Here is a 17884-nt window from a genome sequence, read left to right on the forward strand (position 1 = left end):
GAGTATCGGTGCACACAAGCGTTTCCGGCAGGGGCCGAAGCGGCTCGGGGAACGAGTGGCGGCGCCCCGGTATCTAAAGCCCTAGTTTGGAAGACGCCGTACGTGGATGCCTGCTGACCTGCGAGGTCGTTGACCTGCGTGGGAGCTCCTCGCTGTCCGCGATTCCCCGTGGTTCCCCGCTCGTCTCCTGGTGATCGGGCACGCAGGGGGCACGCCGCTGGGGGAACGGGCTGCACCTACGATGTCGAACCATCAGGTTGTTGGCTTGCTGCGGACGTGGGGAGGCGGCGTGAAGGTTCCAGTGGCCTTGATCGGCTCTCGGGTGGAGCGCACAGCATTTGATCAGCAGGTGCGGCTGAGCCTGTGCGCCCTCGATCCGGACGAGGGGTACCGGCTGGATGCCGAGTTGGTGGTGGAGACGCCGTTCCTGCTCCGGGACGCTGCTGGCGAGTGGCACGAGCTGGACCCCGGCACAGGTGTGAGCCTCGCGCCTGTTCTAGCGCTTTACGGGCAGTCGGTCACCGCGGCCGACGTGCGTGACCATGGTGCGTTGGTCATCGACTTTCAAGATGGCGCAGGACTCTGGATCGGGCCAGACCCACAATTTGAGTCCTGGCATCTGACCGGACACGGAATCGACCCGATCACGGTCGGTCCTGGCGGTGAGGACGACTGGGTGCGCTGACTGGCGACAGCACGGATACGGCGTGACCTTCGTCGCGAGGTCGGTGGAATCTGAACCCGCGCCCTCCCCCTTCCCCAACCAACCTCCCCAGCTGCCATCCCGTCCGCCTTCGGCCCACACATCGTGGAGCGGGCGTGGTTCAGGGCGTCAAGGTGGAGCGCGCCACTGTACGAACGACCTTGACGCCCTGGGCCGCGGCTGCTCGGCTCTGCCTGGGTCGAAGGTGGTCGGGATGGGAGCCCACGACGCTCGCCACGATTCGGCCGGCACTCGCGAACGGCGCCCCGTCCATCCCGGAGTCTGAGCGCCCCCGCCGGAGGCATGTCCTTGTGCCTGCCGTTTCCCCTTGTCCAGGTTCTCTCGCTCTAGTTGCGCGACCGGCGTAGCCGGGGCCCAGAGCGGGGCGAAGACAGGAGCGCAGGGCCCCGGCGGTGAGCCGGGGAGCGCGCGACGAGCAGAGCGAGGAGCCTTGATGAGGTAGAGAAACCTGTAACAGGCCTAGCCAGGGAGTCCCTTTCGGATCACCTGACTGCGCTAGCTCACTGGTCAGCGATCGGAAACCCAGCACGCGTCCGGGGGCCAGGAGCCCTTGGCGACGATGTGACTCACGATCCTGAACGCTTCGCCGATCGGCACGGTGTCCTCGTCCGGGTACTCGTCGTGCTGCCCGCTGGAAAGGACAAAACCCTCGCTCGATCCGTGGGCTCCCGGGTCCACAGCGTGCTCGCCAGGATCGCCCTCCGCAACGACCAGCATCACCATCGCACGCTCGGTATTTGTCACGACGGCCAGAAATCGGCCCGCCGAACTGGCCAGCCACGTCTCAAGCTGTCCTCTGCCGATCCTCGCCCGAAGGGCCTCCAGCACCACCTCGGACGACACCGGGACGGTGCTGCCGTCTTCAATCACCCAGGACTCGATCACGAGCGCGACGATCTCATAGTTGGATCTGAGAGACAGTCCTAGTAGAGCCAGCGGTCGAGGAGCTCCGGCCAGATGAACCCGATGTAGCCCTCGAAAGAAGCTGGATCGATGGCGCGGGCATCTTCCTCTGGTCTGCCCGCTGAGAACACGCTGTTCACGGCCGGAGGCATTCACCCTGTGGGTCGAAGCAGACTAGTCCGTGCTCGCGAGCCAGCGCAGCGGCGTACTCGGACACTTCCTCAGCCTTGCCATAGGACATGAGCAGGTACACGATCGGGCCCGATGCCTCATCGATGACCGGGGGCGATGCCCATACGACACTGCGGTCGATATCGTCCGGGTATCGCGCGATGAGGGCTTCCACGTAGGCCGCGATGCGCGGCACCGGAGGCACGATAACCTCGTCCGACTCCAGGTAGCGCTCGTAGAGCTCGTCGTAGGTCGAGCTCGCTTGGTCGTCGTCGAGTGGACGGTCTCCGTCCCACACTGCAAGGTCGTAGCTCACCGGCGCATCGTCGCAGGCAGCAGTTCCGTCGGAGTCAGCGGGCCCCGAGACTGAACCGCCACCAAGTGACCCGAAAGAGAGCTCCTAGCTGGTGCGAGTGAGCGCAGTCAGGTGGTCCAGATACTCCCGGCCTGCTGTCTCCGTGGCGTAGTCCCGGTTGATGATGGCTGCCAGTTCTCGGCTGACCATGAGCAGGGAGGGCAGAGACTGCCGGTCCCCCTTCAGCGCCCACTCGCCGTAGTTGACGGCCTGGTCCAAGTCGCCCTGTCGGGCTGCCACCACCCCAAGGGTGATCCGCGCTTCTGCCATGCGCATTGGTGATCGCTCGGAGCCGTCGAAGTCCGTGCCCGCCCGGATCACTTCATGGGCAAGGTTCTCGGCGAAACGGTCCTCTCCGAGCAGCCGGTAGCAGTCCATCGCGTAGAAGTCGAACTTCGCCGGGTCCACCACAAAGTGGTGATCAAGGTTCTCGGGGTACGGCATCCCTTCGAGAAGTTTCCGCCCCCTGTCCAGGGCCACCTCGGTCTGCCGCCGGTCGCCCAGTCGTGCCCAACCTTTGGCCTCCTGGGCGGCAAGTTGTACCGCCACCCCGTGCTTGGGAGACGCGTCGGTCCCGGCCTGCGAGGCTGCCAGGATTCCGCGGTAGTCGCCTGTCGTGAGGGCGAACCATGCGCGCATCTCGTGGGCCCAACCGGAGATCTCCGGGTTGTCCGCCTCACGAGCTAAAGACAAGGCTGCCCTGCGGGTGCTCTCTGCCGCTGCGCGGTCGCCCATGTCGTACTCGACACAGCCGATCAGGAGCGCGAGCCATCCGGACAGGGTGAGCACTTCGCGGTGCTGCGCGAGCGTGAGGCGTTGAGCCTGAAGCCCGGCAACGAAGCCTCCCCCTGAGTGGTGGACACGCTGATACTGGATCTGCTTGATCCGGAGGAAGCGAGAAGACCGCCGATGGCGATGAAGGACTATTCGGACGAGTTCAAGGCCGATGCCGTGGCCCTGTACGAGTCCACACCGGGGGCGACGTACAAGAGCATCGCCGCTGACCTGGGCATCAACCGGGCCACCCTGCGGGAGTGGGTGCTGCGGGACCGTGGACGCCGCGGCGTCACCGCCACGGCTGCAAAGCCGGTCGTCCAACCGGGGGCGGCGGTGCCGTCCGACGCTCCGGACGAGCGGATCCGGCAACTGGAGGCGAGGGTGGCAGAGCTCGAGGCGAGTGAGCGCAAGCTCGCCACCGAGCGGGACATACTCCGCAAGGCGGCCAAGTATTTCGCCGGGGAGACGAACTGGTGATGAGCCGCTTCCAGTTCGTTGACGACCACCGGGACACCTACGAGGTGAAGCGGCTCTGTGAAGTCCTGGGCCTGAACCGGTCCAGCTACTACAAGTGGCTCGCCAGCCGGCAGACGAGGGCTGCCCGACTACGGGAGGACCGGCTCCTGGCCGAGCGGATCCGCGAGGTCCATGGCGATTCCAACGGCGCCTACGGCTCCCCGCGGGTGACCGCCGAGCTCCGGGAGAAGGGCCTGCGGGTCAATGAGAAGCGCGTCGCCCGCGTGATGCGGACGTTCTCCATCACCGGAATCCGCCTGCGCAGACGCGTCCGCACCACGATCCCGGATCCGGCGGCCTCACAGGTCCCGGACCTGTTCCAGCGGGACTTCACCGCCACCGAACCCGGCCTGAAGTACATGGGCGACATCACCTATCCCCCGCCGGGCATCGTCCTTGACCGTGGGCCGCGTCGTCGGGTGCTCGACTCATGACCTCCGGGCCAGAGGCGAACTGCCTCTGGCCCGGATCGTCACAGCGTCGCTGCGATACGTCTGACCTGCGGTTACAGCACCGGCAGCAGCGCCTTCAGCTCGAAGGCCGTGACCTCGCTGCGGTACTCCTCCCACTCCTGCTTCTTGTTGCGCAGGAAGAAGTCGAAGACGTGCTCGCCGAGCGTCTCGGCGACCAGTTCGCTCTTCTCCATCAGCGAGATCGCCTCGCCCAGGTTCTGCGGGAGGGGCTCGATGCCCATCGCACGGCGCTCGGCGTCGGACAGTGCCCAGACGTCGTCGTCGGCGCCCGCCGGGAGTTCGTACCCCTCCTCGATGCCCTTGAGGCCCGCGGCGAGCAGCACCGCGTACGTCAGGTAGGGGTTGGCGCCGGAGTCGATCGAGCGGACCTCGACACGGGCCGAACCGGTCTTGCCCGGCTTGTACATCGGGACGCGGATGAGCGCGGACCGGTTGTTGTGACCCCAGCAGATGTACGAGGGCGCCTCGCCGCCGGCGCCGGCGGCGCGGGTCGAACCGCCCCAGATGCGCTTGTACGAGTTGACCCACTGGTTCGTCACGGCGGAGATCTCCGCGGCGTGCTTGAGCAGGCCCGCGATGAAGGAGCGGCCGACCTTGGAGAGCTGGTACTCGGCGCCCGACTCGTAGAACGCGTTGCGGTCGCCCTCGAAGAGGGAGAGGTGGGTGTGCATGCCGGAGCCGGGGTACTCCGAGAACGGCTTCGGCATGAACGTCGCCTGCACGCCCTGCTCCAGCGCCACCTGCTTCATGACGAGACGGAAGGTCATGATGTTGTCGGCGGTGGAGAGCGCGTCCGCGTACCGCAGGTCGATCTCCTGCTGGCCGGGGGCGCCCTCGTGGTGGCTGAACTCGACCGAGATTCCCATGGATTCGAGCATGGTGATCGCCTGGCGGCGGAAGTCCATGCCGACGTTCTGCGGGGTGTGGTCGAAGTAGCCGGAGCTGTCGGCGGGCGTCGGACGGCTGCCGTCGACCGGCTTGTCCTTCAGCAGGAAGAACTCGATCTCCGGGTGGGTGTAGAAGGTGAAGCCCAGGTCGGAGGTCTTGGCGAGGATGCGCTTGAGGACGTAGCGCGGGTCCGCGAAGGACGGCGAGCCGTCGGGCATCAGGATGTCGCAGAACATGCGCGCGGTCCCGGGGGCCTCCGCGCGCCAGGGGAGGATCTGGAAGGTGCCCGGATCCGGCTTGGCGATCATGTCGGACTCGTACACCCGGGCGAAGCCCTCGATGGCCGAGCCGTCGAAGCCGATCCCCTCGTCGAAGGCCTGCTCCAGCTCCGCGGGGGCCACGGCAACGGACTTGAGATACCCGAGCACGTCGGTGAACCACAGGCGCACGAAGCGGATGTCGCGCTCCTCAAGTGTCCTGAGGACGAATTCCTGCTGCTTGTCCATAGCCACATCCTTGCAGTTCAGACGGTCTGTGCACCACCGCCCGGGATAGGGGAGAAACTCCAGTATCACGACCCCGGATTTCACCCAGATTACGCACTCGACGTGAGATGGAGCACGCGGCCACCCACTACGATCGGCGCCCATGGTGTGCGGGGCCCCGCTTTCGGATCGGATCGCGGGACCTCAGGGGTGGAGCGGCGTCACAATTGCCCCGCGCCCGCCCGTTTCCCGACCCGTTCCTGTCCCTCCCCGCCCGTTCGCGCAAGGACCGAAGGATCAGACGAGATGAGCTTCGACCGCAGGACCCGCATAGAGCAGATGCGCAACGCCGACCGTGCGCGCGAGCGCCGCAACCGTGCCCTGACCATAGGGCTGAGCGCCCTGGTCGTCGTGGGTCTGGTCGGTTTCGGTACGTACGCACTGCTTGACCGGTCCGAGGCCGCGGACAGGAAGCAGGCCGTCGCGGCCGAGGACGCGAAGGCGTCCGCGGCGGAGAAGAAGTCACTGGCCGCGGAGTCGATCAAGGGTCTGAAGACATGGGACGCGAAGAAGCTGACCCGCAACCACGTCACCACGACCGTGACCTACCCGATGAAGCCTCCGGTCGGCGGTGACCACAGCCCCGTATGGATGAACTGCGACGGCGCGGTATACAAAAAGGCGATCCCCGACATGAACGCCGTGCACGCCCTGGAGCACGGTTCGGTGTGGGTGACGTACACGGACAAGGCGCCGGCCGCCGATGTGGCCGAGCTCGCGGCCCGGGTCGGCAAGACGCCGTACTCGCTGATGAGTCCGTACCAGGACCAGGCAGGCACCATCATGCTGAGCGCCTGGGGCAACCAGGTCACCGTGGACAGCGCCGACGACCGGCGGGTCGACCAGTTCTTCGCCAAGTTCGTGCAGGGCCCGCAGACGCCCGAGCCGGGCGCGGCGTGCACGGGCGGACTGGAGGCTCCGTGACCGTCACGCACCGCACGCGGCGTACCCGGTGGGCGGCGGGCTCCGCCGTCGCGCTCGCCCTGCTCTTCGCGGGGGCGGCCACGGTCGCCTCGGCCCGGGGCGATTCCGCGGACGGAGCGCGGCGCACGGCCACGGCGTCGGCTGTCCAGGTGCCCGCGGCCGACTCGGCCGACGCCGGGTTCGCCCGCGACATGGCGGTCCACCACCAGCAGGCCGTCGAGATGTCCTTCATCGTGCGCGACCGTACGCGGAACGAGGAGGTACGCCGGTTCGCGTACGACATCGCCAATACACAGGCCAACCAGCGGGGCATGCTGCTCGGCTGGCTGGATCTGTGGGAGCTGCCGAAGGTGGCCGCCGGGCAGGAGCCGATGGCATGGATGACGGCAGGCGGGCACGGTGATCACGGCATGGACGGCATGGACGGCATGGACGGCATGGACGGCATGCAAGCGTCGGGGAGCGGTTTCCAGCCGCACGACGGCGCCCTGATGCCCGGCATGGCCACACGCACCGAACTCGCACGTCTCAAGAAGGCGAGCGGCAAGCAGGCCGAGATCCTGTACCTGCAGCTGATGACCGACCACCACAAGGGCGGTGTCGCCATGGCCCGCGGCTGCGCGGGTCTGTGCACGGTGAAGGTGGAGAAGCGGCTGGCCCAGGGCATGGTCCAGGCTCAGCAGTCCGAGTTGGACACGATGGCGCAGATGCTGGCGGCACGCGGCGCCGCACCCAGGCCCTGAAGGGTTCCCTCGGTCCCTGTAATGGCATAAATGCACCTAAATGGGCGATAGTGGTCGCGTACCCCGAACGGTCCCACGCCGATGGATTCGCTCGGGGTCGCACCGAAGTGCCACCGGCACCAGGAGGTATCTCCCATGACCACCGCCAAGGACATCATGCACACCGGGGCCCAGTGGATCCCGGCGCACGAGACGCTCGACCGCGCCGCCCAGCTGATGCGCGAACACAACGTCGGCGCCCTGCCCATCTCGGCCAACGGCGAACAGGACCGGATGATCGGCATCATCACGGACCGCGACATCGTGGTCGGCTGCGTGGCGATGGGCCGCGATCCGTCGAAGGTGACCGCGGGCGAACTCGCCCACGGCACGCCGCGCTGGATCGACGCCGAAGCAGCCGTGGAGGAGGTTCTGGACGAGATGCAGAGCCACCGGATCCGCCGACTCCCCGTGATCGAGGACAAGATACTGATCGGCATGATCAGCGAGGCCGACCTCGCGCAGCATCTCTCCGAGGGCCAGATCGCCGCCTGGGCCGGGAAGGTCTACGCAGGCACCACCTGACCACCCACCGGGAGCGCGTCGGAAAGGGCCCGACACCCCTCGGACGGGGGTGCCGGGCCCGCGTGCGTCGCATACCCGACGGGGGTAGGGTGCCCGATATGACCCATAAACGGAGTGCGATGTACGGACAGCTGCCGCTCTCCGCCGCGCTGCTGTTCGGGATCTGCACCGCGTACACCGCCGGGCATCCGGCGGAGCTCGGTGGCTGCGGGAGCGCGCCGGCCACGGGCCCTTGTCGCCCGTACGTCATGACGGCTCCCGCCGCCCGGTTGTCGGTGTTTCGGATATAGGAGCGCTTCGCTCCCGCGTCCCTCTTCAGCACACCGACAACACGATGAGGTGCACCCCAGTCATGCGCAGTCAGCACACTCGACGCGCCGTGCTCGGCGCTGGAATCTCCCTGGCCGGATCGGGCGTACTGGCCGCATGCGCGGGCGCTACGGCTCCGGCCCGGTCCGTAGCGAGCAACGGCTCCACGAACAGCGGTTCGGCGAACCACGGCTCCACCAACCACGACACCGCGGACCACGGTTCCGCCGATCACGATCGCTCCCCGGCTCCACAGGGACGCGGAGGGTACGTGGCGCCCTCCGGCGAAGAGGTCGCGGCGGTCGAGGCGAAGCGTGGCTCGGGCCCGGTGCGGAAGATCGGCCTCACCGCCACCCCGGCCCGCCTCGACCTGGGCGGCGGGCTCACCGTCAACTCCTGGGCCTTCAATGACCGGCTGCCCGGCAAGGAGGTCCGGATCACCGCCGGCGACACCCTGGCGGTCACCCTCGCCAACCACCTGCCGAAGCCGACCACTCTGCACTGGCACGGCCTCCATGTACGCAACGACATGGACGGCGTTCCCGGCCTGACCCAGCAGGCCATCAGGCCGGGGGCGCAGTTCACGTACCGCTTCGCGGTCCGGCAGCCGGGGACGTACTGGTTCCATCCCCACCAGGGCGTCCAGCAGGACCGCGGCCTGTACGCGCCACTGATCGTCGAGGACCCGAAGGAGCCCCTGTCGTACGACAAGGAGTGGGTCGTCGTGCTCGACGACTGGGTCGACGGGGTGCAGGGATCCACCCCGGACGGGGTGCTCGCCGAGCTCAGCCACGGCATGGCCGGGATGGAGGGCATGGACCACGGGTCCTCCGGATCCTCCAGGTCCTTCGGGTCCGACGGGTCCTTCGGGTCCGACGGGTCCTTCGGGTCCGACGGGTCCGACGGGTCCTTCGGGTCCTTCGGGTCCGACGGTTCGGACGCGTTCGGCGGATCCGACGACAAGCCCGGTTCCCGGTCCGGCCCCTCCCGGGTCCTGAGGGGCTCCAGGAGCAGACTGCTCGGCGGGGAAGCGGGTAGCGTCGCCTACCCGTACTACCTGATCAACGGCCGCGTCCCGAAGGACCCGACCACCTTCACCGCGAAGCCCGGCGACCGCATCCGCCTGCGCATCATCAACGGGGGCGGCGACACCCCCTTCCGCGTCGCGCTCGGCGGCCACCGCATGACCATCACGCACGCGGACGGCTTCCCGGTCCGGCACACCACCACGGACGCGCTGCTGCTGGGCATGGGCGAGCGGTACGACGTGCTGGTCACCGCCCGGGACGGGGTCTTCCCGCTGACGGCGGTCGCCGAGGGCAAGAGGGCGTCGGCGCTGGCACTGCTCCGTACCGGCGGCGGCGCGGCGCCGGGCGCCTCCGTACAGCCGAAGGAGCTGAACGGGAAGCTGGTGTCGGCCTTCGAGCTGGAGCCGGACAGGTCGGTGGCGCTGGCCGCCCGCCGGCCCGACCGGACCATCCGGATCAAACTGACCGGCAGCATGAGGGCGTTCGACTGGGCCTTCGACCACCGCAAGTACGACCCCGATCAGCGCCATCCGGTGCAGGCCGGCGAGCGGGTCCGGCTGGAGTTCTACAACATCACGGAGATGTGGCACCCGATCCATCTGCACGGGCACACGTTCGCCCTCGCGGGACGTGCCGGGAAGTACTCGGTGCTGGGACGGGCTCCCAGGGCACGCAAGGACACCGCGGTCCTGCTGCCCAACCGTTCGGTGGCCGTGGAGTTCGACGCGGACAACCCGGGACTGTGGATGCTCCACTGCCACAACGTCTACCACTCGAACGTGAACATGATGACGGTCCTCGGCTACCGCCGCTGACCCGGTCCTGGCGGGCCGCGGCGCCGGACGCACCGGCCGCGGCGGCGGAAGTGCGGCCCGCCAGGACATTGCGTCAGTAAGACGATTACACTGGGCGGCGTGCCTCAACTACGCCTCGCACTGAATCAGATCGACTCGACCGTCGGTGACCTCGCCGGCAACACCGAGGCGATCGTCCACTGGACTCGGCACTCCGCCGAACAGGGCGCCCATCTGGTGGCGTTTCCCGAGATGATGCTGACCGGCTATCCGGTCGAGGACCTGGCCCTGCGGTCGTCGTTCGTCGAGGCGTCGCGGGACGCGCTGCGCGCGCTCGCCGTACGGCTCGACGAGGAGGGCTTCGGGGAGCTGCCGGTCGTCGTCGGCTACCTCGACCGCTCCGCGAAGGCCCAGCCGCGCTACGGCCAGCCCGCCGGTGCCCCGCAGAACGCCGGCGCGGTGCTGCACCGCGGGCAGGTCGCGCTGTCCTACGCCAAGCACCACCTGCCCAACTACGGGGTCTTCGACGAGTTCCGGTACTTCGTGCCGGGCGACTCGATGCCCGTCGTACGGGTCAACGGTGTCGATGTGGCGCTCGCCATCTGCGAGGACCTCTGGCAGGACGGCGGCCGGGTGCCGGCCGCCCGCGCCGCCGGGGCGGGGCTGCTGCTGTCGATCAATGCCTCGCCGTACGAGCGGGACAAGGACGACACCCGGCTGGAACTCGTCCGCAAGCGGGCCCAGGAGGCGGACTGCACCACCGCCTATCTGGCGATGATCGGCGGCCAGGACGAACTGGTCTTCGACGGCGACTCGATCGTCGTCGACAAGCGCGGCGAAGTGATCGCCCGCGCCCCGCAGTTCTCCGAGGGCTGTGTGGTACTCGACCTGGACCTGCCGGCCGCGGCGCCCGAGGCGCCGTCCGGAGTGGTGAACGACGGGCTGCGGATCGACCACGTCGTCCTCTCCGAGAAGCCCGTGCCGGCGTACGAGGCGGAGCTGACCGGTGGTTACGCCGAGCGGCTCGACGACGACGAGGAGCTGTACTCCGCGCTGGTCGTGGGCCTGCGCGCGTACGCCGCGAAGAACGGATTCAGCAGTGTGCTGATCGGACTCTCCGGCGGCATCGACTCGGCGCTCGTCGCGGCCATCGCGTGCGACGCGCTGGGCGCGCAGAACGTGTACGGCATCTCGATGCCGTCGAAGTACTCCTCGGACCACTCCAAGGGCGACGCGGCGGAGCTGGCCCGGCGCACCGGGCTGAACTTCCGCACCGTGCCGATCGAGCCGATGTTCGACGCGTACATGGGGTCGCTGGGGCTCACCGGTCTCGCCGAGGAGAACCTCCAGTCGCGGCTGCGCGGCACGATGCTGATGGCCGTCTCCAACCAGGAGGGCCAGATCGTGCTCGCGCCGGGCAACAAGTCGGAGCTGGCGGTCGGCTACTCGACGCTGTACGGGGACTCCGTCGGCGCGTACGGGCCGATCAAGGACGTCTACAAGACGTCGGTCTTCCGGCTGGCGAGGTGGCGCAACCGGGCCGCGGAGGAACGCGGCCAGACGCCGCCGATCCCGGAGGCGTCCATCACCAAGCCGCCCAGCGCCGAACTGCGGCCGGACCAGGTCGACACGGACTCGCTGCCCGACTACGACGTGCTGGACCGGATCCTGGAGATGTACGTCGACCGGGATCTCGGGCTGCACACGATCGTGGCGGCCGGGTTCGACGAGGCGCTGGTGACGAAGACGCTGCGGATGGTGGACACCGCGGAGTACAAGCGCCGGCAGTACCCGCCGGGCACGAAGATCTCGCCGAAGGGGTTCGGCAAGGACCGGCGGCTTCCGATCACCAATCGGTGGCGCGAGTCGGGGTGACGCGGTGCCGTGGGCCGGGTTCCGGATGTCCGGGGTCCGGTCCACGCCCATGTGCGGCGTCGGTCAGCGCAGGTCCGCGGGCGACTTCCGGCGGGCCGGCGAGCCCGGGCCCGCCACCACTCGGGAGGTGCCGGATCCCTCGCGGTCCAGCACGCCCGCCGTCACCGCCACCGCCAGACCCGCGACGGTCAGCGCCGCGCCCACCAGGGCCGGCGACGTCCAGCCCCAGCCTGCCGCGATCGCCGCGCCGCCCAGCCAGGCGCCACCCGCGTTGGCCAGGTTGAAGGCCGAGTGGTTGGAGGCGGACGCCAGGGTCGGGGCGTCCTTCGCCTTCCTCATGACGAGCATCTGCAGCGGCGTCGTGGTCATGAAACCGACTGCGCCGAGCAGCACCACCATCACCAGCGCCGCCCACTTCACGTGCACCGCGAGCGGGAAGACCACCAGGACCACCGCGAGCGCGCTCAGCGAGCCGTACAGCGTGGGGCGCAGGGCCCGGTCCGTCAGCGGCCCGGCGGCGAGCGCGCCCAGCGTCATGCCGATGCCGAACAGGGCCAGCACCAGCGTGACCGCCGATTCGCCGAAGCCCATCACCTCGGTCGTCATCGCCGACAGGTACGAGTAGACGGCGAAGACACCGCCGAAGCCGAGGACGGCGGTGAGCAGGCCGAGCAGCACCTGCCGGCTGCCGAGGGCCCGGAGTTCACGGCCGACGCCCTCGTGCGCCTCGACCGGCACCCGGGGCACGAGCCGGGCGAGCGCGGCCATCGAGCTCAGGCCGATCACCGTGACGACCAGGAAGGTCGCGCGCCAGCCGAGGTGCTGGCCGAGGAGTGTGGCCGCCGGTACGCCGACGATGTTGGCGACGGTCAGGCCGAGGAACATGGTGGCCACCGCCCGCGCCTGCCGACCCTCGGGGACCAGCCGGGCGGCGACGACCGCGCCGACGCCGAAGAACGCGCCGTGCGGCAGCCCTGCGACGAAGCGGCCCGCGATCAGCCAGCCGAAGCCGGGGGCGAGCGCGGAGGCGAGGTTGCCGAGGGTGAACATGGCCATCAGCAGCAGGAGCATCCTCCGGCGCGGCACCCGGGAACCGACGGCGGTGAGCAGCGGGGCGCCGAGCACGACGCCGATCGCGTACGCCGACACGAGGTAGCCCGCGGTGGGCACGGAGGTCCCGAGGTCGTCCGCGACGTCGGGCAGCAGTCCCATCATCACGAACTCGGCCGTTCCTATGCCAAAGGCGCTGATGGCCAGCGCGAGAAGAGCCAGTGGCATGGGGAGAGACCTTTCCGCAGGACGCCCGGCCCGCCGCAGCCGGACATGGACCGGCCGGCCGTCCGCTGCGGGGGTGCGAGGGCATGGGGGCGCGGCCGGGGCAGGGCGGCGCGTCCGGTCGGGGCCGGGGCGCACCGCGGTCTCCGGCTCCGTCGCCGGCCGGTTCGCGTTCCCGTTGGAGACAAATACTCTCAGACGGTTTGTGCGGGGAGGTAAACGGACTGTTGCCTCAGAGTTCGACGCGGGCGGCGATCGGAAGGTGGTCGCTGTCGGTCGCCGGGAGGGTCCACGACGAGACCGGCTCGATGCCCCTCACCATGATCTGGTCGATCCGGGCCATGGGGAACGCGGCCGGCCAGCTGAATCCGAAGCCGTTGCCGGCCGCACCCTGGGTGGACCTCATCTGGGCGGTGACCGCGTTCAGCGAGCGGTCGTTCATCGTGCCGTTGAGGTCGCCGAGCAGGATGACCCTGCCGAGCTGTTCGTCGGCGATCGCCTCACCGAGCGCGTCCGCGCTCTCGTCGCGCTGGTTGGCGGTGAATCCGGAGTTGACCTTGACCCGTACGGACGGCATGTGGGCCACGTAGACGGCGACCCTGCCGTCCGGTGTCGTCACCGTGGAACGCATGGCCCGGGTCCAGCCCATCCTGATGTCCACCGGCCGGGTGCCGCTCATGGGGTACTTGCTCCACAGGCCGACCGTCCCCTGCACCGAGTGGTACGGGTAGCCGGCGGCGAGTGCCGATTCGTACGCCTCCACCTGACCGGCCGGCAGCTCCTGCAGGGCGATGACGTCCGCGCCGGAGCGCGCGACCTGCCGGGCGGTTCCTGCCGGGTCCGGGTTGCCCGCGTTGACGTTGTGGGTGGCGACGGTGAGATCGCCGCCGGTTCCCGACTTGTCGGTGAGCAGCCCGCCGAAGAGGTTGAACCAGACCACGAGCGGCAGCAGCACGGCGATCAGCGCGGTCGCGGAGCGGCGCACCAGCCCCAGGGCGAACAGCACCGGGATGAGCAGGCCGAACCACGGCAGGAACGTCTCGGAGAGGCTGCCCAGGTTGCCGATCCGGTTCGGGATCTCCGCGTGGAAGATCATCACAAGGGTCAGCAGGACCGCGCAGGCGGCGAGGACGATGCCGCGCCGCCACATGCCTTTGCCGGCGGTCCATCTGTCGCGCAGGTTCCGGAAGCGGGATCCGGTGCGCTGCGGTCCCCCGCTGCCGTTCCCGGTGTCCGCCCTGTACGCCTGCACCATTGCGCTGTCCTCACTGCCTCGCCGTGCCCATCGCCGCGCTCCCTGACCCTAGGCGATGAGCTACGCCTTTCCTGCCGTCCACGACGGCCGTACTGCCACAAGGACGAAGGGCGCGGTCCGGCCAGTTCCGGTCAGGGGGATCTTGTGGGGTCTTGTGACGGAACACTCACACTCGGGCGCGGGCCGGGCGCGTCACGCCTGGCCTGCGGCTTTGCCGGACGGACCGGCGGCGGAGGCGGTGGTGGCGGCGGGCGCGGCGTCGGGGGCCGGGCACGGCGCCAGGCCCTCGACCAGGGTCCGGATGATGCGATCGGCGAGATCCGGCGGCAGCGGCGCGTCGGGCCGGTGGACGGTCCGTATGAGCATGGGGCCGACGAACAGGTCGTGGATCAGCCCCACGTCCAGATCCGTGCGGAGTTCACCCGTGTCGACCGCACGCTGCACGGCCGCCTGCATCGCGGCGCGACGCGGCTCTATCACCGTGCACTGGTACTCGGCCCACAGTCGGGGGTGGCTCTTCATCTGCGCGAAGACGTTGTGGAGGATGACCGAGGAGCGCTGGGCGAGACCGCGCCTGCGCAGCGACTCCAGCATCACGCGCAGGTCGCTGAGCCCGGCGGTGCCGGAGACGTCCGGTTCCGGGGGCTCGATGTCGCGCAGCACGTCGACGAAGAGCTCCTCCTTGCCGCTCCACCGCCGGTAGATGGTGGCCTTGCCGACCCCCGCGGTGCGGGCGATGCGCTCGATGGACAGACCGGCGAGCGGTTCGCCGGCCTCCAGGAGCTCGACGACGGCGTCCAGGATCGCGCGTTCCGCCGCCGCGCTGCGCGGCCGGCCACGTCGCGGTTCCTGATCCTCGTCCTGCGCCTGCACCTGGTTCCACCTCTCGCAACCGTCCGGCTCCCCTTCCCGATTCTCGCCGACCGGGGCGGCGTCCCGCTCCCTCGCCCCGGCCCGCCCGGTGTGTCCGGGTCGGCCGGGGCGGGGTCTCAGCCGTACGGGGGCATGGGCTTCGAGGCGTCAGCGCCCCGCGCCCGTGGGCACGGAGCGGTCCGCCTCGCCCTGTCCGGCCCGGTCGGCGACCGGCGGTCTGCCCGGCAGGAACAGCCCGACCACGAGTGCGCCGATCAGGGCGACGACTGCGGAGCCGAGTGCGGTGGCATGCATGGCGCCGATGAACGCGTCGTTCGCCGCGCCGACCAGCGGGGCGCCCGCCGGGCCGAGCTTCTCCGCGACGGCGAGGGTCGCCTCGATCGACTCCCCCGCCGCGTCCCGGGCCGGGGCCGGCAGTGCGCCGAGGTGGCCCTCGATGTCACCGCGGTAGACGGTGGACAGCACCGAGCCCAGGACCGCGATCCCGAGCGCCCCTCCGACCTGCCGGAACGTGTTGTTGACGGCCGAGCCCGAGCCCGCCTTCTCGCGCGGCAGAGCCTGCATCACGGCGACGGTGACGGGCGGCATGACATGCGCCATGCCGGTGCCCTGGACGAAGAAGACCACGCACAGCACCCAGACCGGGGTGTCTGCGTCGAACAGCATGAACGCCGACAGCCCGGCCGCGACCAGCAGCATGCCGGCGGTGCACACCGCGCGGGCGCCGAACCGCTCGACGACCAGCCGGGCACGCGGCGCGAAGATCATCTGCGCGGCGGCCAGCGGCACGATCAGCAGTCCGGACTGCAGGGCGGTGTAGCCGCGCACGCTCTGCAGGTAGAAGGCGGAGAAGAAGGTCACGCCCATCAGCGCGAAGAAGACCAGCGCCACCGCGGCGACGGCGGCCGAGAACGCCCCGTTCTTGAAGTACCCGATGTCGATGGCCGGGTGGCTGCTGCGCTTCTCGTGCCAGACGAATCCGGCCAGCACGAGCAGGCCACCGATGATCGAGAGGAGCACGACGGTGTCGCCGAAGTCGGCGAGTTCACCACCGCGGATGATGCCGAACACCAGCAGCACCAGGCCCACGATGGAGAGCACGACGCCGAGCGGGTCGATCCGGCCCGGCCTCGGGTCCCGGGAGTCCGGCACCAGTACGACCATCGCGATCAGCGCGACGACCACCACGGGCACGTTGACCAGGAAGATCGAGCCCCACCAGAAGTGTTCGAGCAGCAGTCCGCCGGTGATCGGGCCGATGGCGATGCCCAGGCCCACACTGCCGGCCCAGATGCCGATCGCCTTGGGCTGTTCGTCGCGCTCGAAGACGTTCATCAGGATGGCGAGTGTGGCCGGCATCACGAACGCGGCGCCGAAGCCCATCACGGCGCGCCAGGCGATGAGTTCACCGGGCGAACCGGACATCGCGGCGAGGGCCGAGCCGACCCCGAACAGCAGGATGCCGAAGAGCAGGACCTTCTTGCGGCCGATGCGGTCGCCGAGCAGACCGGCGGTGAACAGGAGTCCGGCGAAGACCAGGGTGTACGAGTTGATCGCCCACTCCAGCTCGCTCTGGGTGGCTCCGAGCCCGGTGGGCGCCGGGCTCGCGATGGTCTTGACCGCGACGTTCAGGATCGAGTTGTCCAGCACCACGATGAGCAGGCTGAACATCAGAACGGCGAGGATCACCCAACGGCGACGGTGGATCGCCTCGGGAACATGGGACACGGCGGCCGGAGGGCCGGACGGTATAGACATGCCGATGAGCTTATCTGATTTCGATACGAGACCGTCTCGTATTGGAAAGTCTTTGCCCGTCGCGCCCACTTCACGGGGACGGGCCGGGGATGCCACCATGGAACCGATCCGGGGACGCCGTCAGGGCGCCACGAGATGACGAAGGAGCCGTTGGCAATGTCGCTTCAGGCTGCGCAGAATCAGCCCGCAACCCCCGCGGGAGCTCCCACCGACAGCAGCAAGGCGCTGTACGGAGGCACAAGCACCCGCCGCATCACCGTCCATGACATCGCCGCCGCCACCGAACGCGGCGAGAAGTGGCCCATGCTCACCGCCTACGACGCGATGACCGCGTCCGTCTTCGACGAGGCCGGTATCCCGGTCATGCTCGTCGGCGACTCCATGGGCAACTGTCACCTCGGCTACGAGACCACCGTGCCCGTCACGATGGACGAGATCGCCATCCTCTCCGCCGCTGTCGTACGGGGCACCAAGCGCGCCCTGATCGTCGGTGACCTGCCCTTCGGGGCGTACCAGGAGGGCCCCGTCCAGGCACTGCGCAACGCCACCCGGCTGGTGAAGGAGTCCGGCGTCGGGGCGGTCAAGCTGGAGGGCGGCGAGCGGTCGCTCCCCCAGACCGAGCTGCTGGTCTCGGCCGGCATCCCGGTCATGTCGCACCTCGGCCTGACCCCGCAGTCCGTGAACACCATGGGCTACCGGGTGCAGGGCCGCAGCGACGAGGCCGCGCACCGGCTGATCCGGGACGCCAAGGCTGCCCAGGAGGCGGGGGCGTTCGCCGTCGTCCTGGAACTCGTGCCGTCCGAGGTCGCCGCCGAGGTCACCCGCAGCCTGCACATCCCGACCGTCGGCATCGGCGCCGGTCCGGACACCGACGCCCAGGTGCTGGTCTACACCGACATGGTCGGGCTGACCGGCGGCAAGGTGCCGCGCTTCACCAAGCAGTACGCGAACATGCGCAAGGTGCTCGGTGACGCGGCGAAGGAGTTCGCGGACGAGGTCGTCGGCGGCACGTTCCCGCAGCCGGAGCACACCTTCCACTAGGGCGCGGCCGGTCCCCCCGGGGGCACCGGCCACGGCCCGCACCACGACAGCCCGCCGACTTCCCCCATCGGCGGGCTGTCGGCGTCGTCGGCG

Annotated in this window: 18 protein-coding genes; 10 read left to right on the forward strand and 8 right to left on the reverse strand. The window is 69.3% G+C overall.

Annotated features, from left to right (window positions below; all coding sequences use genetic code 11):
- Positions 1–289 precede the first annotated feature (289 nt).
- Positions 290–685 (forward strand): DUF6188 family protein, encoded by a 396-nt coding sequence (locus tag ACFVXE_RS12015; RefSeq protein ID WP_389670938.1) that lies wholly within the window; start codon positions 290–292, stop codon positions 683–685.
- Between the two features lie 546 nt (positions 686–1231).
- Here ACFVXE_RS12015 and ACFVXE_RS12020 read toward each other — a convergent pair.
- The 3 genes from ACFVXE_RS12020 to ACFVXE_RS12030 all read right to left on the reverse strand — a co-directional run bounded on the left by ACFVXE_RS12020 (position 1232) and on the right by ACFVXE_RS12030 (position 2942).
- The gene (locus tag ACFVXE_RS12020) at positions 1232–1609 is read right to left on the reverse strand and encodes a hypothetical protein (protein WP_389670939.1); all 378 of its coding nucleotides are present in this window, start codon (positions 1607–1609) and stop codon (positions 1232–1234) included.
- A 154-nt stretch (positions 1610–1763) separates the two neighbouring features.
- A complete protein-coding gene (locus ACFVXE_RS12025; protein WP_389670940.1) occupies positions 1764–2114 on the reverse strand; it encodes a hypothetical protein in 351 nt (116 codons plus the stop codon).
- A gap of 84 nt (positions 2115–2198) precedes the next feature.
- Positions 2199–2942 (reverse strand): hypothetical protein, encoded by a 744-nt coding sequence (locus ACFVXE_RS12030; protein WP_389670941.1) that lies wholly within the window; start codon positions 2940–2942, stop codon positions 2199–2201.
- 120 nt (positions 2943–3062) lie between these two features.
- Between ACFVXE_RS12030 and ACFVXE_RS12035 the strand changes: the two genes are divergently transcribed.
- Complete coding sequence (locus tag ACFVXE_RS12035; RefSeq protein ID WP_389670942.1) at positions 3063–3407, forward strand: transposase; 345 nt, start codon at positions 3063–3065, stop codon at positions 3405–3407.
- Positions 3407–3880, forward strand: a complete 474-nt coding sequence (locus ACFVXE_RS12040) for an IS3 family transposase (RefSeq protein ID WP_389670944.1) — start codon at positions 3407–3409, stop codon at positions 3878–3880. The genes ACFVXE_RS12035 and ACFVXE_RS12040 overlap by 1 nt, the downstream gene beginning before the upstream one ends.
- Positions 3881–3951: 71 nt before the next feature.
- Here ACFVXE_RS12040 and glnA read toward each other — a convergent pair whose 3' ends face one another.
- Positions 3952–5313 carry a type I glutamate--ammonia ligase gene (gene glnA, locus ACFVXE_RS12045; protein ID WP_389670945.1) on the reverse strand — a complete coding sequence of 454 codons (1362 nt, stop codon included), beginning with the start codon at positions 5311–5313 and terminating at the stop codon, positions 3952–3954.
- 285 nt (positions 5314–5598) lie between these two features.
- On the opposite strand from glnA, the gene ACFVXE_RS12050 reads away from it, so the two are divergent.
- The 6 genes from ACFVXE_RS12050 to ACFVXE_RS12075 all read left to right on the forward strand — a co-directional run bounded on the left by ACFVXE_RS12050 (position 5599) and on the right by ACFVXE_RS12075 (position 11589).
- Positions 5599–6276, forward strand: a complete 678-nt coding sequence (locus tag ACFVXE_RS12050) for a DUF3105 domain-containing protein (protein WP_389670946.1) — start codon at positions 5599–5601, stop codon at positions 6274–6276.
- Complete coding sequence (locus ACFVXE_RS12055; protein WP_389670947.1) at positions 6273–7019, forward strand: DUF305 domain-containing protein; 747 nt, start codon at positions 6273–6275, stop codon at positions 7017–7019. Before ACFVXE_RS12050 ends, ACFVXE_RS12055 begins: the two co-directional genes overlap by 4 nt.
- A 135-nt stretch (positions 7020–7154) precedes the next feature.
- Positions 7155–7583, forward strand: coding sequence for a CBS domain-containing protein (locus ACFVXE_RS12060; RefSeq protein WP_389670948.1), 429 nt, complete (start codon positions 7155–7157; stop codon positions 7581–7583).
- A gap of 98 nt (positions 7584–7681) precedes the next feature.
- Positions 7682–7873 carry a hypothetical protein gene (locus tag ACFVXE_RS12065; RefSeq protein WP_389670949.1) on the forward strand — a complete coding sequence of 64 codons (192 nt, stop codon included), beginning with the start codon at positions 7682–7684 and terminating at the stop codon, positions 7871–7873.
- 62 nt (positions 7874–7935) lie between these two features.
- A complete protein-coding gene (locus ACFVXE_RS12070; RefSeq protein WP_389670950.1) occupies positions 7936–9735 on the forward strand; it encodes a multicopper oxidase family protein in 1800 nt (599 codons plus the stop codon).
- 99 nt (positions 9736–9834) lie between these two features.
- Positions 9835–11589 (forward strand): NAD+ synthase, encoded by a 1755-nt coding sequence (locus ACFVXE_RS12075; protein WP_389670951.1) that lies wholly within the window; start codon positions 9835–9837, stop codon positions 11587–11589.
- A gap of 63 nt (positions 11590–11652) precedes the next feature.
- On the opposite strand, the gene ACFVXE_RS12080 is transcribed toward ACFVXE_RS12075, so the two are convergent.
- The 4 genes from ACFVXE_RS12080 to ACFVXE_RS12095 all read right to left on the reverse strand — a co-directional run bounded on the left by ACFVXE_RS12080 (position 11653) and on the right by ACFVXE_RS12095 (position 16750).
- A complete protein-coding gene (locus tag ACFVXE_RS12080) occupies positions 11653–12867 on the reverse strand; it encodes an MFS transporter (RefSeq protein WP_389670952.1) in 1215 nt (404 codons plus the stop codon).
- Positions 12868–13096: 229 nt separating this feature from the next.
- Positions 13097–14014, reverse strand: coding sequence for an endonuclease/exonuclease/phosphatase family protein (locus ACFVXE_RS12085; RefSeq protein WP_389671113.1), 918 nt, complete (start codon positions 14012–14014; stop codon positions 13097–13099).
- 297 nt (positions 14015–14311) lie between these two features.
- Positions 14312–14992 carry a TetR/AcrR family transcriptional regulator gene (locus ACFVXE_RS12090; RefSeq protein WP_389670954.1) on the reverse strand — a complete coding sequence of 227 codons (681 nt, stop codon included), beginning with the start codon at positions 14990–14992 and terminating at the stop codon, positions 14312–14314.
- A gap of 147 nt (positions 14993–15139) precedes the next feature.
- Positions 15140–16750, reverse strand: a complete 1611-nt coding sequence (locus ACFVXE_RS12095; protein WP_389670955.1) for an MFS transporter — start codon at positions 16748–16750, stop codon at positions 15140–15142.
- Positions 16751–16906: 156 nt separating this feature from the next.
- Between ACFVXE_RS12095 and panB the strand changes: the two genes are divergently transcribed.
- On the forward strand, positions 16907–17791 hold the full coding sequence (gene panB / locus ACFVXE_RS12100; RefSeq protein ID WP_389670956.1) for a 3-methyl-2-oxobutanoate hydroxymethyltransferase: 885 nt from the start codon (positions 16907–16909) through the stop codon (positions 17789–17791).
- Positions 17792–17884: the final 93 nt, after the last annotated feature.

Source organism: Streptomyces sp. NPDC058231, assembly GCF_042882275.1.
Classification (GTDB): domain Bacteria; phylum Actinomycetota; class Actinomycetes; order Streptomycetales; family Streptomycetaceae; genus Streptomyces.